Source organism: Arthrobacter glycogeni, assembly GCF_054511155.1.
Map to the genome: position 1 here is coordinate 34,778 of NZ_JBTNDE010000017.1, position 13,856 is coordinate 48,633.

Annotated in this window: 12 protein-coding genes; 6 read left to right on the plus strand and 6 right to left on the minus strand. The window is 66.3% G+C overall.

What is annotated here, in order from left to right:
* Positions 1 to 128 precede the first annotated feature (128 nt).
* The 4 genes from manA to ACX80O_RS12390 are packed head-to-tail and all read right to left on the minus strand — an operon-like array spanning position 129 to position 4,708.
* Positions 129 to 1,394 carry a mannose-6-phosphate isomerase, class I gene (gene manA, locus ACX80O_RS12375; protein WP_459304951.1) on the minus strand — a complete coding sequence of 422 codons (1,266 nt, stop codon included), beginning with the start codon at positions 1,392 to 1,394 and terminating at the stop codon, positions 129 to 131.
* A gap of 13 nt (positions 1,395 to 1,407) precedes the next feature.
* Positions 1,408 to 3,003 (minus strand): LCP family protein, encoded by a 1,596-nt coding sequence (locus tag ACX80O_RS12380; protein WP_459333629.1) that lies wholly within the window; start codon positions 3,001 to 3,003, stop codon positions 1,408 to 1,410.
* Positions 3,000 to 3,503: a 5-(carboxyamino)imidazole ribonucleotide mutase gene (gene purE, locus ACX80O_RS12385; RefSeq protein WP_459305333.1), complete on the minus strand. Its 504-nt coding sequence runs from the start codon at positions 3,501 to 3,503 to the stop codon at positions 3,000 to 3,002. The genes ACX80O_RS12380 and purE overlap by 4 nt, the downstream gene beginning before the upstream one ends.
* Before the next feature lie 23 nt (positions 3,504 to 3,526).
* On the minus strand, positions 3,527 to 4,708 hold the full coding sequence (locus ACX80O_RS12390; protein WP_459333630.1) for a 5-(carboxyamino)imidazole ribonucleotide synthase: 1,182 nt from the start codon (positions 4,706 to 4,708) through the stop codon (positions 3,527 to 3,529).
* Between the two features lie 193 nt (positions 4,709 to 4,901).
* Between ACX80O_RS12390 and ACX80O_RS12395 the strand changes: the two genes are divergently transcribed.
* The gene (locus tag ACX80O_RS12395) at positions 4,902 to 5,507 is read left to right on the plus strand and encodes a GtrA family protein (RefSeq protein WP_459305332.1); all 606 of its coding nucleotides are present in this window, start codon (positions 4,902 to 4,904) and stop codon (positions 5,505 to 5,507) included.
* Here ACX80O_RS12395 and ACX80O_RS12400 read toward each other — a convergent pair.
* Positions 5,485 to 6,213: a TIGR03089 family protein gene (locus ACX80O_RS12400; RefSeq protein WP_459304948.1), complete on the minus strand. Its 729-nt coding sequence runs from the start codon at positions 6,211 to 6,213 to the stop codon at positions 5,485 to 5,487. The genes ACX80O_RS12395 and ACX80O_RS12400 overlap by 23 nt on opposite strands.
* 329 nt (positions 6,214 to 6,542) lie before the next feature.
* Between ACX80O_RS12400 and ACX80O_RS12405 the strand changes: the two genes are divergently transcribed.
* From ACX80O_RS12405 to ACX80O_RS12415, 3 genes are read left to right on the plus strand one after another with little or no spacing between them, the layout of a single operon-like run.
* Positions 6,543 to 7,109 (plus strand): WhiB family transcriptional regulator, encoded by a 567-nt coding sequence (locus ACX80O_RS12405; protein ID WP_459333631.1) that lies wholly within the window; start codon positions 6,543 to 6,545, stop codon positions 7,107 to 7,109.
* Between the two features lie 29 nt (positions 7,110 to 7,138).
* Entirely contained in the window at positions 7,139 to 10,795 is a 3,657-nt protein-coding gene (locus ACX80O_RS12410; RefSeq protein WP_459333632.1) for a glycosyltransferase, read from the plus strand.
* A complete protein-coding gene (locus tag ACX80O_RS12415) occupies positions 10,792 to 12,438 on the plus strand; it encodes a DUF5719 family protein (RefSeq protein ID WP_459333633.1) in 1,647 nt (548 codons plus the stop codon). Before ACX80O_RS12410 ends, ACX80O_RS12415 begins: the two co-directional genes overlap by 4 nt.
* A 31-nt stretch (positions 12,439 to 12,469) precedes the next feature.
* Here ACX80O_RS12415 and ACX80O_RS12420 read toward each other — a convergent pair whose 3' ends face one another.
* The gene (locus tag ACX80O_RS12420; RefSeq protein WP_459304944.1) at positions 12,470 to 12,784 is read right to left on the minus strand and encodes a metallopeptidase family protein; all 315 of its coding nucleotides are present in this window, start codon (positions 12,782 to 12,784) and stop codon (positions 12,470 to 12,472) included.
* Between the two features lie 374 nt (positions 12,785 to 13,158).
* Between ACX80O_RS12420 and ACX80O_RS12425 the strand changes: the two genes are divergently transcribed.
* Positions 13,159 to 13,542: a DUF3499 domain-containing protein gene (locus tag ACX80O_RS12425; protein ID WP_459333634.1), complete on the plus strand. Its 384-nt coding sequence runs from the start codon at positions 13,159 to 13,161 to the stop codon at positions 13,540 to 13,542.
* A gap of 68 nt (positions 13,543 to 13,610) precedes the next feature.
* A complete protein-coding gene (locus tag ACX80O_RS12430; RefSeq protein ID WP_459304942.1) occupies positions 13,611 to 13,835 on the plus strand; it encodes a Trm112 family protein in 225 nt (74 codons plus the stop codon).
* Positions 13,836 to 13,856: the final 21 nt, after the last annotated feature.

The window sequence follows — 13,856 nt, forward strand, 5'->3', positions numbered from 1 at the left end:
CAGAGTGGTGGCCAAGGTGGAAACACGTGGTTGGGCAACCACTCATTTGCGGGCCAGCTACTTTTCTGGGCCGGGACGCCGGAGGGCCGGGACGCCGGAACGCCGGGCCGGGGCGTGCCGCCTGGGGGTCAGCCGGCGAGGGTTACCGCGAACGCGAGGGCGCCGTCGTCGTCCTGGTCGGACTCGGGGCCGGTACCGGCGGCAAGCTTGACCATGACTGGGGCCTCATTGGCTGGAACGAAGGCGCTGCAGCCGCGCGGCACCAGGAGGTCGCCGCGGGGAGAGTCGAGGACGATGCTGCCGGCGACGGCAAGGACTAGGACCGGCCCGTTCTGGGCCAACGGTACGTCGGACGACGCCATCGACCCCGATCCGGAGCGCAGCTCGAGGCGCTGCAGGGCGAACTCGTCGAAGGGCGGGCAGTACAGTTCTTGGCCTAGCCCGGTGTGGCGTGCCGCGACCGCCGGCACTGTCACCGCCTCGAAAGTCACCGTATTCACCAGTTCCGGCACGTCGATGTGCTTGGGTGTGAGCCCGCCACGCAGCACATTGTCCGACGACGCCATCACCTCAATCCCCAGACCACTCAGATAGGCGTGGATGATCCCGGCGGGCAGGTAGATGGCCTGGCCCGGACTCAACGACACCCGGTTCAACAACAGGGACACCAGCACCCCGGGATCGGCGGGGTAATGCTCGGTCAACTCGCGGACCGTCGCCGCCTCTGGACCAGGTGCGGTCGCGAGGGTTGCGGCAACCAGCTCCGCCGCCTGCGCCGCAGCTTCCCCACCGGTCAGCAGGCGGGTGAAGGCGCCACGCAGTGCCGCGCGCGGGTCTGAATCACGGAGGTCAGCCACGACGTCGGTCAGCAGTTGGGGGACACTGGCTCCCGAGGCCTGGACAGCCGCTACCAGCTGCTCAAACACCGCCGCCGCTTCGGGTGCCGGCCGGAAACCGCACAACGCTTCGAACGTGGTGAGCGCGAAGATCATTTCCGGCTTGTGGGACCCGTCACGGTAATTCCGGTGGGGAGCATCAGCGGGAAGCCCGGCAGCGTTTTCGGCGTCGAACCCTGCCCTTGCCTGGGAGCTGCTCGGATGCACCTGCAGGGACAGCGGCGCTGCGGCAGCGAGTACCTTGAGCAGGAACGGCAGCCGTGCACCGAAGTGCTGTACCGCTGAGGCACCGAGCGTCCGCACCGGATCGGAGGCGATCAGGTGGTCGAGGTTTACGCGGGTGCCGTCGTCGAGCACGGCCCGCGACGGGGAGTCCGGGTGGGCGCCCATCCACAGTTCTGCTTCGGGGCCGCCGGAGGGAACCCGGCCGAGAAGTTCGGCAATCGCGGTTTCGGATCCCCAGGCGTAGGGCCGCAGGGTGTTCTCCAGCAGATACATGGGACTCGTTTCCTTAGGCGGGACTGCATTCACCGTTGTTATCCAACACGGTGCTCAACGTTGCGATGTCTCCGATGGTAGCCAACTGCTGAAGGTACTCTTCGGTGATCTCAGGCTCGGTCACCTGCCCTGGGACGGTGCCGGGTAGCGGCGTCGGCTGGAAAACCTGCACCATGGCTGGCTCGTCCAAAACAGCGGAAGCTGGCGCTGCAGCGGCGGATTCAGGGCCGGTGGTTTCGGCGAGCGTCTGCCGCACCTTGGCGTGGATCTCCTCGAACACCGGATAGGTGACGAAGTTGTCGGCGGGAGTGCCGAAATCGGGTGGACCGATGGTCAGGCGACGGGTTTCGTGATCCTTGGCTTTCAACGCAAGATCCACGAAACTTCCCAGCTGGTCCAGCGGAATATCAGTTTCGACGATATCGGCGCCAGCGCTGGCCAGGTCCTGGAACCGGGTCAGCACGGTGGCGGGGTCCAGCTGGGCGATCATTGCCTGCTGCACGCACTGCTGTCGGGCAATCCGGTGGTAGTCGGTAACGAACTCGCGTGACCGTGCGTACCAGAGCGCCTGGTAGCCGTCGAGTGTCTGGACCCCGGGGGCGATCCATCCGGACGGTGGATAGTGTCGGATGGGGTCGGTCCCAGGAATCTCTGCGGCGGTGATGGGAACCCACCCACCGGCGTCGATAGTGATCCCACCCATGGCGTCGATCACCTGGGAAAAGCCTTCCATGTCCACGAGGATGTAGGCCTGAACTTCAAGACCCAGGATGCCGCCCGCGGCGTCCATCATGGCCTCCGCCCCCGGGTCATCCGAGTCCGGGTAGAGGTCGGGATGGTCCTGGGCGACGACCGGGTAGAGACTGTTCACGATGCATTCGTCGCCGCAGTTGTACCCCTCAGGGTAGACCTCCCATAGGGGTGAATCTTCGGTGAACGGTGCGTTCTGGAAGTTCCGCGGAATGCTGAACGTCACAGCCGCGCCGGTTGCCGCGTCGACGCTGATCACCGAGATGCTGTCGGGTCGTCGCCCGGTGCGGTCTTCCCCGGCGTCGCCGCCCATGAGCAGGAAGTTGTACCGCCCATCCACGGGTTCAAACGCTGGGCCGGTCTGGAAAATCGAGCCGAAGGTGCCGCGGCTGACGTTGAGCAGATAGGCGCCGTAGGCGAGGGACCCGCTGGTGACCACCATGAGGGTGACCAGCGCCCCGGCGACCACCGGGCGCATTGACCGCTCCAGCAGGGGCGGTTTGATGATGCGCAGGCTGTTAAGGAACAGAAGGGCCCAGGACGCGGCGAGCACCAACAGCACAATAATGAGCACCAGCGACCACCACTGGTGGGTCACCAGACCCACCAGCACGCTGCGGTTGGTGAAGGCGACGACGGCGGCTACCGCAATGGCCAGCCAGGCGCTGAACGTCACGAGCAGAGCGCGCCGGCCCAGGCGGCGATCGCCGGCAACAATCTGCGCCGAGCCGGGCAGCACCAGGGTCAGCAGCAGGAGGACGAAGGCGCGCTTGGTGCGGATCTTTGGGGTAGCCGACTGCGGGTAACGAACCGGGTCAGTCAACAACCACTGCCCCTCTGGGCGGGGGATATGGCTCATACGCTGCTCCCCCCGGGGGTGGCCGCTTGGGCACGAAGAGAGGCGCCCTTCTGCACAGCGCTTTCCCGCAGACTCACAGCGAAGTCGAGGAGGTCACCGTGAAGGCGTTCGGCGAGGGTGCCCTCGCCGGCAGCGAGCATCCGCACCGCGAGGAGCCCCGCGTTGCGTGCGCCTCCAATGGAGACTGCGGCGACCGGAACGCCGGCGGGCATCTGGACGATGGACAGCAGGGAGTCCATGCCATCGAGGTAATTTAGCGGCACCGGTACGCCGATGACGGGCAGGGTAGTGACGGAGGCCAGCATTCCGGGGAGGTGCGCGGCTCCGCCGGCACCCGCGATGATGACGCGTAGCCCCCGCGCCTGGGCCTGCTGGCCATATTCGATCATCTCGGTGGGCATCCGGTGCGCTGAGACGACGTCGGCTTCGAAGGGGACCCCAAACTCCGTCAGCGCCTGGGCCGCTGCTTCCATGACGGGCCAGTCCGAGTCGGACCCCATCACTAGTCCTACCAGTGGGTGGTTCACGCGTTGTCCTTCCGGAGCTCTGTGCCGTTGTGCCCATCACGAAGGATGGCAGCAGTTCGTTCCGCCCGGTCACGGACGGTGTCAAGACTTTCGCCGGTCAGGGCTACGGCGGTGACGTGCCCAATTTTGCGGCCCGGACGCACATCCTTGCCGTAGGCGTGGATCTTCGCTTCGGGTTCGGCGGCCAGCGCCGTCGGATAGGCACTAAAAAGGTCGGCGTTGGCGCCGCCAAGATAGTTCTTCATCACTGTCACTGTTCCGAGCATGGCGGTGCTGCCTAGCGGCAGGTCGAGGATTGCGCGCAGGTGCTGCTCGAACTGGCCCGTCACCGAGCCGTCCATGGTCCAGTGACCTGAATTGTGGGGCCGCATGGCCAACTCGTTGATCAGGTAGCCTGGCTCGGTGTCGGGCGTCTGGAACAGTTCGACGGCCATCACGCCGGTGACCCCGAGCTGGTCGGCGATCCTGAGTGCGGCGTTGCCAATCGACGCCGCAAGCTCCGTGGGGAGGTCAGCGGCGGGCGCGATCACCTCGTCGCACACCCCGTCAACTTGGATGGAGTGCACCACCGGCCAGGCGCGGGTGGCGCCTGACGGAGTGCGAGCCACCAGGGCCGAAAGTTCGCGGCTAAATCGAACTTTAGCCTCGGCGAGCAGGGGGCTGCCCTGGAACCAGGGGGCGGCGCGTGCCGCGTCGGCTTGAGTCTCGAGCATCATCACTCCCTTACCGTCGTATCCGCCGCGGGGGGTCTTCAACACGATCGGCCAGCCGATCCTGTTGCCAAACGCGCGCAGTTCCCCGATCGTCGAGACCTCAGCCCATTCCGGGTTCGGCAGGCCCAGCCGATCAATGGCGCGGCGCATGACAATCTTGTCCTGCGCGTGTGCCAGTGCCTCTGGAGGTGGCTGCACATTGACGCCGTCCGCCTGCAGCGCCCTAAGGAGGTCGCCGGGCACGTGCTCGTGGTCGAAGGTCAGCACATCAACGCCTCGGGCAAACGCGCGCAGGTCGTCCAGGTTGCGGTAGTCGCCCACCGTTGACGAGGCAACAGCCGCCACCGCCGACACCTTGGGGCCTTCGGCGAGGACGCGGAGGGTGAAGCCGAGCTGGACAGCGGGGGAGGCCATCATGCGAGCCAGTTGGCCGCCGCCAATCACACCGATTACAGGAAAAGTCACGTACTCAGGGTACCTACTGCCCGGCGGTGCGCTGGCATGCTGTGCCTGCGCCGGGCGGTTTCTAGGAAACTCCCATGCTGGGCAGCTAAAATGTCTCACTGGTCGTTATGCACGGAGCATGGTGGCACTACATTCGGGGTTGCACGTCCGCAATCACGGTGAATTCGGACAGGCAACCGGACCGCGGAGGGTCATGTTTTCCACGATGGCAGAGCGCATCAGAGGCCTGGCCTCCCTGTTTTGGCGCGAGGTCGCCAAGTTCGGTGCCGTCGGCGGTGTCGCCTTCGTCATCGACAACGGGTTGTTCTGGTATCTGATCCACGGGCCCATGTCTGACAGCGAGGTGAAGGCGAGATTCGTCTCGGCGTCGGTAGCGACGGTTTTCGCCTGGATAGCCAACCGCTACTGGACTTTCAGGCGCCGTCGGCAGCCGAACCCGGTCCGCGAACTTGGCATGTTCGTGCTCATCAACCTCATCGGAATGGGGATCGCCGCAGGGTGCGTGTGGATCGCCAAATATCCAATGGACATCACTGACCGGCCCACACTGTTTTTCGCTGGAATCGTCGGCACGGTGCTCGCGACGGTCCTACGTTTCGTCGCCTACCGGTTCTGGGTGTTCAATGCCGAGCTGGACGAGGATCCGGCGTTCAGCCACGACCGGGAACTGTTCGGCCACCCCGACTCCCGAGCCGACGAGGGCCCAGTCACCGCGTCAACTGGAGCGCAGGCAGGACCCAGGCTGGCCGGCTCGCTGGACCCCGCTACGACCGAACCTACGCTCCCACGCGATCAGTAACCCGTTCGCTGGCCACCAGCTGCGCTGATAAGGCAACACTCGGGTGGGCGACAATCAGGGTCCCCCCGGTATTCCAGGCATGCACTGCCGCCGCGAGGGTGGTCTCAAGCGCCAGCTCCGCAGAAACCAGCAGCACGCCGCCCGCAGTCCACCCGCAGGCGGCAGCGCGGTCAAAAAGCACCGCCATGCTGAGGTCTCCACTTTCTTGCTCCACCGCCGGACGGGAAGCATCGGCTGGCGGTAGGTCGAAGAACTCATCCCCATAGCTACGCACCTCCGCGGCGTAATCAACTGCACCGGCGGGGAGGATGCCCGACCATTTGAGGTCGAGCGCGCCCAGAGCCACCAACACCATAAGTTGGGACGGGTCAGCAGCGGTCGCGGTAGCCGCTGAGCTGACCACAATGTCCGCTGTCCGGCCGGATCCCGACGCACCATCAACCGGGACTGCCCCAACCTGCCAGCAAGCCAACGCCCACACCAGGGTCTTCCAATGACCGGGCAGTTCCAGCGCAACCCGGGTGCCCGGTCTCGCATCCAGTTCCTCGACCAGCAGGTTGGAGGTCTTGGCAACCCAGTTGTCGAGGACGCGGCCGGACAGTTCAATCCGCTCGCTCTCCGGCCCGTACCAGATCAGGCGGGGTTCCGATGGGCTCAGGGTGCGGAGCTGATTCATGAGTTGGGGGACTGCGGTTAATGGATCCATGACCGGTTGATGCCTTCCAGATGACTTTAATTTGCTGCCGATTTTGGTGAAGAATCCCAATGCAGGGGATTCGCCCGCGTCACAGGGGACACGCCGCCGCCGTGGTGAGAAACTCTCAGCGTGGCGTGAACGGGTTCCCTGGAAATTACTCTATAAGATTCCCCCCAGCGCTTGACTGAACACGTATTACACGCGTGTAATTAGATATCGGAAAGTTCCAGCACACCGGATACTTGGGCCGCATTGCCTCTCGCAAACATCTTTTGCTCAGCAGTCGTGCCTGAATCCACCACAGCAGCTGCTGGAGCGGCAACACCGGGAGGGCTGACATGGGACAGGTAAAGAAGGTCCACGACCGCACAACCATCGAGGCACAGGCGTCTGCCCGCTACGGATCACGCGGCGTTCCGAGCGACTGGTTCGTTGATCCGGCTGACCCGGACGCCGCCGAACGGTACCGGCAGAGCACCGAAAGCTCGTTAGAGGAACAAGCCACCGCTTTCCTCACTACCCATGAGGCACTGGCCGACCTCCCCGCGGAGGCAGTCGAGTCGACTCCTTCCGCACTATTGACGCCCGAGCGCGTTTCGTCGCCGGCCAGGCAAGTGCCCGGGCGCAGCGATCAGACGGTGTGGATTGGTCTGCCTGGTATCGGCCAGGACTTCGACGACGAAGGTGAGCTCGGCTGGCAGGCCGATTCGCTCTGCGCGCAGACCGACCCCGAAGCGTTCTTCCCTGAGAAGGGCGGTTCAACCCGCGACGCCAAGAAGGTCTGCGGCGCCTGCAATGTGCGCTCGCAGTGCCTTGAGTATGCCCTCGCCAACGACGAGCGTTTCGGCATCTGGGGCGGGCTGTCCGAGCGCGAGCGGCGCCGGCTACGAAAGCGAGCGGTCTAATTCTCCAGCACCCCCGGGTCACGGCCGTTGTGGTAGCCCACAACGGCTCTGCTTTTCTTTCAGCAACTCTCGCCGCGCTCCGCGCCCAGCAGCACCAGCCCAACCTGATGATTGGTGTCGACGCCGGGTCCACTGACGACTCAGCGTCGATCCTGCAGTTGGAGCTACCCGTCGGCAGTCCAGTGGTTGGGTCTGCCTCACGCGCCGGGTTCGGCGCAGCAGCGCGTGTGGGCCTCGCCGAAATTCCCGCACGAAACCGGCCCACCGGGGAGGACACCGCCCACGAGTGGATCTGGTTGCTCCACGATGATTCGGCGCCCGAACCCAACGCCCTCGACGAACTCCTCCTCGCCGTCGAACGCGCTCCCTCCGTCACCGTCGCCGGGTCAAAGCAGGTGGAGTGGGATAACCGCCGAAAGGTGGTCGACGTCGGCCTGTCCATCAGCCGATGGGCCGAACGGCTAACGCTCATCGACGTCGACGAACTCGATCAGGGCCAGTACGACTCGCGCAGCGACGTCTTCGCCGTCAACTCCGCGGGCATGCTGATCCGCCGCGACGTGTGGGACGCCCTCGAGGGATTCGATCCTGCGCTTCCCGGCACCGGTGACGACGTCGACTTCTGCTGGCGCAACCGGCTGGCCGGGCACCGCGTCGTGGTGGTGCCGAGTGCCGTCGTGCGGCACGCTGGCCCACGCACACGCCCCACGGCTGCCCAGCGCGCCGCCCGGAAGGCCGAGGTTTACCTTCGGCTGAAACACGCGACGCTGTGGAAGGTGCCCTTCCTGGCCGTGGGCGCAGTGATCGGCGGCTTTGGCCGACTCGTGCTGGGGCTGCTCGCCAAGGACCCCGGCTACGGCTTTAGCCAGCTCGTTGCCAGCATCGCCGCAGTACTGCGTCCGGTGGACCTGTTCAAGTCCCGGCGCCGGGCCGTCGCCACCAGGAAACGTCCACGCAGCGTAGTCCGCGCGCTGCGGACGCCGCGCCGCGAGGTCTGGTCCCACCGGCGGTCGGTGCTTGACGCGTTCTCCGCTGAGGGCCACCTCAGCGACTCGGCGATTGCCGATGAGCAGAGCGCCTATATCCCATCCGGCGACGCCGCCGAAGATTTCAGTTCCCTCGCCGCGCCATCGCGCACCTGGGTGGGACTCGGTGCTGTGGCGGGGGGTCTGGCCCTCACCGCAGTCTCACTGATCGGGCTTTACCGGTTTGTTGGAGCGCCAGCCCTGGCCGGTGGGTCGCTGCTACCGGTGTCCGCGAGCATGGTGGACATCTGGGCCAACGCGTCAACCTGGTGGATCACCCTCGGGTCGGGGATGCCCGGCCACGGTGATCCGTTCGGGTACGTGCTCTGGCTACTGGCCGCGCTCGGGCTGGGCAACGGCAACGCGGTACTGGTTACCCTTACCCTCCTCGCGCTGCCCCTGGCCGGACAGTCCGCGTGGTTCGCCGCCGGGGCGCTGACCCGGAGCCGGGGACTACGGTTCTGGAGTGCCTTCTTCTGGGCCGCAGTGCCGACCCTTCAGGTAGCCCTGGGCAGCGGCCGACTCGGCGCCCTCCTTGCCCACGTGCTACTACCGCTGGCAGGCCTGGCCCTGCTGCGTGCGGTTGGCGCGGCGAGGGCGCCCCAGCTGGGACCCCAGCGTCAGGCCGGCGCCAGCGCATTCCCGGCGGACGTGTCCATGCCTTCCGGCGAGCACCACCACGACGAGGCGCATCACCGCCGTCGACCTGTCGACCTGATGCTCAAGCCAGGAATCAACGGTGTACCGAGCTGGACCGCCGCCGCAACGGCGGGTCTTCTGCTCGCAGTGATTACTGCTGGAGCGCCGTCTCTGCTTCCCCTGCTTGTGGTGGCAGTGCTCGGCGCGATGTTGCTCCTCCGCCGCCGGGCCAAAACGTTGTGGTGGTCACTCCTTCCCCCGCTGGCCCTGTTTATTCCCTTTATCGGCTCGACTGCCGATCGGCTACGCGCCGTCCTTGCGGACCCTGGCGTCCCGGTCCCCTTCGTGGGCGCCGAACTGTGGCAGCAGATGCTGGGCTATCCGGTAGCCTTCGATCCGATGGCGCCCCTCGCTGCCCTCCCGTTCCTTCCCGACGGTCCGTGGGCCTTGGCTGCCGCGGTGCTGGTGGGTGGGCCCGCCATTCTTCTGGCCGCCGCTGCCCTGTTCATCCCGGGCCGAGGCACCGCGATGGCCCGAGGACTGTGGCTACTGGGCCTCACCGCGCTGCTGCTCGCCACAGCGTTGTCCTTCGTAACGGTTGCGGTGGGATCCTCAGCGCTGATCACACCGTTCACCGGACCCCTGGTGTCAGTGCTCATGCTGGCGATCGCCGGCGCAGCAGTCATTGGTGGCGACAAGGCCCTTGCCGTCCACCGTGCACGCGCCGCAGATCAGGCCCGCACCGCTACCCGCGCACTGACTGACGGCTCCGCTTCTCGACGGCGGAGCCGCCCCGCCCTGGTGGCTGCCGCCGTCGTCCTGGGGATCGGTCCGGCCGTCAGCCTTGGTCTGTGGGCGGTCCCCTCTCCCGCCGATATCGCGGGCCCGCCGGCCGCAACCGCCGCAGCAACGGATCCGGCCGCAGCGCAGATTCCCGGCACCCGGTTCGGCACCGACCTCCTCCTCGCGCCGAGCGCCGAACGCACCCTCCCCGCCACCGCCGCCGACCGCGGAAACAGCCCGGAACGCACCAAATCGCTGGTCATGAACGTCGACGGCGACAACAATGTCAGTGCTGCCCTGATGCGCAACGGCGGAACGACGCTCGACCAGCTGTCGCAGATCTACTCAGCCAGTGGCCTTTACGGTCCGCTGGGTTCGGCTGAGGTGCGTAACGATGACGAAGCTACCGCAGCTATCCGCAGCACCGTCGCAGTGATCGTCGCCGGCACGGGTTACGACCCGCGGGAGGAACTGGGACAGCTGGGCGTCGGATTCGTTGTACTGCAGCAATCCGACTCTGCCGCCGAGGTCCTCGCGGCACAGATCGACGCGGTGCCAGGGCTCGTGGCGGTAGGCAACACCACGTCAGGATGGCTGTGGCGAGTCGTCCCGACCACCACCACGGAGGGCGCTGCCAACGCCGACGACGACGCGGGTACTGTCGACGCTGCCGCCGAAGGTATTGCGGCGGGCGCCCGCGCTCGGATTGTCGATCCTGACGGGACCACTGCCACGGTGCTCGAATCCGAGTCGATCAATGTTGGCGCAGACCTTCCGGCCGGGACTGCCGAACGCAGCCTCGTTCTCGCCGAACGGGCCGACGCCGGCTGGCAGGCTACGCTTGACGGGCGTGCCCTGGAGCCCGCGCCATCCGGCTGGTCCCAGGCCTTCGTCCTGCCACCCGATGGCGGTAGCCTCGAGGTCCGTTACATGACGGCCTGGGAGCCCTGGGCGGCGATTGGTTCGGCCATCATCATTGGACTCACTGTCATGCTGGCCATCCCCATGCCATCGCGGGCCCGTTTCGTGAGGGCCTATCCCGGTCGCCGCGGTCAGCCAGCAGTGCTGATTCCACCGCCCACTGTCGAAACAGTCGGAACAAACGAGACGGACAGCCCGGCGGACATCGTCAGCGACCGTCCACCTCACCCATCTCCGGCTGACCCCTCTCCGGTGGACCCACCAACCGACCTGACACCACCCAACGAATCGATCCTCAGTGGAAGGGGCAGATCATGACTGAACCACAAGCTGAAGAAACGCCCACCGCGCGGCCCAGAACCAAACGACGGCCGACCTCAGCGCTCCGTCGGGTAGTGGGCATCGGAGCCGGGGTTCTCCTGATTGGTGCCAGCGGCACCGTCGTGACGGGCACCGCCCTTCTGAAGCCGACGGAAGCGTCAGCGCAGTTCCCCATTCCGGTGGCCGGGGTGCCAGCGGGCGACTACACCGCCGTGTGTCCGGCCGCGCCACGCCTGCTGGAGAGCGACGCAGCCCTCGCCGACCCAGAATTCAGTCCAGTGTCCGAGACCGCGAGCACCACGGTCAGTGCCATGGTGCTCGGTAGCCTTGGTGGCACGTTGCCTGGCAGTGCGTTGACCCCCCTCGGTGGCGCCGAGCCGCTGGCCACCATCGCCACAGACGAAGCCGGCGACGACCCGGCTCCCGAATCGGTGAGCAACGAGGATGGCCTGACCACCCGGGCTGCCGGGGTGCTTGAGGACCAGTCAATCGATGGGTCAAGCGTCTTTTCAGCCCAGCCCGTGGGTGGCCTGCCTGCCACCTCCGGCGCGGTTTTCAGCTACAGCGCCACCGACGGCGATCTGGGCGGTCTTGCTGTCGGCCACTGCACCGCGCCGGGCAGCGACTTCTGGATCCTCGGAACGTCCACCACGGTGGGAGCGACAGCGGTCCTCAACCTCTCCAACCCGTCAGGAACGCCAGCCACCGTAGACCTTGAGCTGCACGGGACCAACGGACCCATCGAAGCCGGCGGAACCAGAGGATTGCTGATCGCGCCCGGCGGCACGGAGTCGATTGTGCTGGCAGGTCTCGCCACCGATCAGGACCAGCTGGCCGTTCGGGTGTTGAGCGACGGCGGGCGGGTCACCGGGAGTATCCAGCAGAGTGTGCTGCGCGAACTCACACCCGGGGGTGTGGAGCTCCTCCAACCAGCCGCACCCGCATCGAGCACCCAGGTCATTCCCGGAGTGCGGGTCCAGGACAAGGACATTGCCGACGAGGTCAGCGCCCAGGATGGCTACGAGACGGCCGTTCCAGCCGTCCAGGTAGTGGTGCCGGGCAGCACTGGCGCAGTGCTCAATGTCAGGGTGTACGGTTCGGGTGGCGAGGTGGACCTTCCCGACGGGGGAGTGCTCACCGCCGCCGCTGGCACAGTAACAGGCGTGTCACTGGATACCCTTCCCGCCGGTGACTACACGGTCGAAATCGCCTCCGATGTTCTCATTTCGGCGTCGGCACGGGTGAACCGTGGCACCGAAGCCGGGGAGTCGGTCGATTTCGGTTTCGCGCCCTCCGGTGTCCGGTTGGGCAATACCCAGGTGGCGGTGTTCCCGGGCGGGTCACGAGGCGCCCTCACGTTCGGGGCACCCTCAGGCCGGTCCGAGGTTCAGCTGACCCCGGTGGCAGGGGACGGGACACTGCAGAGCGAACAGGCGGTCAGCGTGGCAGGCGGAACCACTGTCACAGTGGCCGCCGCGGACCTTGGTGACGACGTGGTGGCGGTCCTGATTGGGGCCTCGGGGGACCCTGTCTACGGGGCGCAGGTGCACCAGATTGACAGCAACCCTGGCATTTCGGTGACCTCACTGCCTCCCGGCAGCGCCGGACAATCGAGCGTAGCGGTCAACCTGGGGTACTGATCGTCCCCCCCCCCCGAGCCCCTGAGCCCGGTCAGGCCCGGGACCGACCGTAGGCAGGATCAACAGCCTCCGGGGCCATCCCCAGCAGCTCGGCAGTCTGTTCCACCACGACATCGTGAACCAGTTCATTGGGTGGAATGAAACCGCCGGCAGCAAGCTCCACCAGATGCCGGTAGATGATAATGGTGGGCGGCCGGTTCGGCGCCCCCGGGATTGATGTGCCAAGCACTCCACGCAGCGACTCGGCGGTCATGGTCTCAAGGTTGGCGGGGATATCCTGCACCACCATTTGAAGATCGAGAATGCGCTCACCCCACAGGCGTTCCAGCCGCTGAGCCGATTCCATTACCCAATCGTCGAACCGCTCAGCCCTGCTGCGCGAGCCGGGAAGATGAGAAGGTATTATTGGGCCGCGAAGACCGCGGCCGTGCCTGTTCCTCCGGCGGCGGCTGTAGCGTGGGCCAGGAGGGGCGCTCCCCGCGCCAGCAGCCGGGTCGGTCAGCCGCACCGAAAATGTTGAACTGTCCCGCATGTATTGACTCTAAACCCATTGGCACCTGTTGGTACCCATTGCAAGGTCTCCACGCCCGACGGTGCACGGCTGCACGCCCGACGGTGCACGGCTGCACGCCCGACGGTGCACGGCTGCAGGCCCGACGGCGCGCGGGCCCGGCTCGTGATCCCCGCTCTCCAGCGCCCGAGCCGGTAGGGTGATCAGTCGTGGGATCCCTTCGAACTTGTTCGCGCTCAGCCTGTCAGCGCGCCGCCGTCGCGACGCTCACCTTCGTGTACTCCGATTCCACCGCAGTGCTCGGTCCGCTGGCGACTTACGCGGAACCCCATTGTTACGATCTGTGTACCACCCATGCGGAGCGGCTCACCGTGCCGAGGGGGTGGGAGGTGGTGCGACTGGCGCTGCCGTCAACGCCGCCCGCACCGCATCCCGACGACCTCGTCGCCCTGGTCAACGCGGTCCGGGAGGCAGCCACCGATCGCGGCCAGGACACCGGCCCAGCGGTGCGGGGCAGCAAAGGATCACTCGAACCGCCTGCCAACGCCGGCGGTGCGCGCCGAGGGCACCTGCGCATCCTCCGCGAACAATAGGCCACCCGGACCGCCGCCGGAACAAACCGCAGTTCTGTCAGCACCCGCGCCCGCGATAGTCTTGGTTCATGAGCCCTTTATCACCCGATCTGCTCGCCGTGCTCCGCTGCCCCGTGACCGGCTCAAGGCTGGCCCAGGAGGGAGAATTCCTGGTCTCCGCGGTGACCGATAGCACAGGAAATCCGGTGCACTACAGCATCGACGAAGGCATCCCCGTGCTCCTCCGCCCCGAACTACTTGTAGCAGCCACAGAGGCCGGCTCCGACGAGCACGATGGGCCGGCCGCTAACTAGTCCTCAGTGCAGCACCAACGA

Coding starts and splice junctions, on each gene's coding strand:
- manA (WP_459304951.1), bottom strand. CDS start 1,394: ATGTATCTGCTGGAGAACACCCTGCGGCCCTACGCCTGGGGATCCGAA.
- ACX80O_RS12380 (WP_459333629.1), bottom strand. CDS start 3,003: ATGAGCCATATCCCCCGCCCAGAGGGGCAGTGGTTGTTGACTGACCCG.
- purE (WP_459305333.1), bottom strand. CDS start 3,503: ATGGGGTCCGACTCGGACTGGCCCGTCATGGAAGCAGCGGCCCAGGCG.
- ACX80O_RS12395 (WP_459305332.1), top strand. CDS start 4,902: ATGTTTTCCACGATGGCAGAGCGCATCAGAGGCCTGGCCTCCCTGTTT.
- ACX80O_RS12400 (WP_459304948.1), bottom strand. CDS start 6,213: ATGGATCCATTAACCGCAGTCCCCCAACTCATGAATCAGCTCCGCACC.
- ACX80O_RS12405 (WP_459333631.1), top strand. CDS start 6,543: ATGGGACAGGTAAAGAAGGTCCACGACCGCACAACCATCGAGGCACAG.
- ACX80O_RS12415 (WP_459333633.1), top strand. CDS start 10,792: ATGACTGAACCACAAGCTGAAGAAACGCCCACCGCGCGGCCCAGAACC.
- ACX80O_RS12420 (WP_459304944.1), bottom strand. CDS start 12,784: ATGGAATCGGCTCAGCGGCTGGAACGCCTGTGGGGTGAGCGCATTCTC.
- ACX80O_RS12430 (WP_459304942.1), top strand. CDS start 13,611: ATGAGCCCTTTATCACCCGATCTGCTCGCCGTGCTCCGCTGCCCCGTG.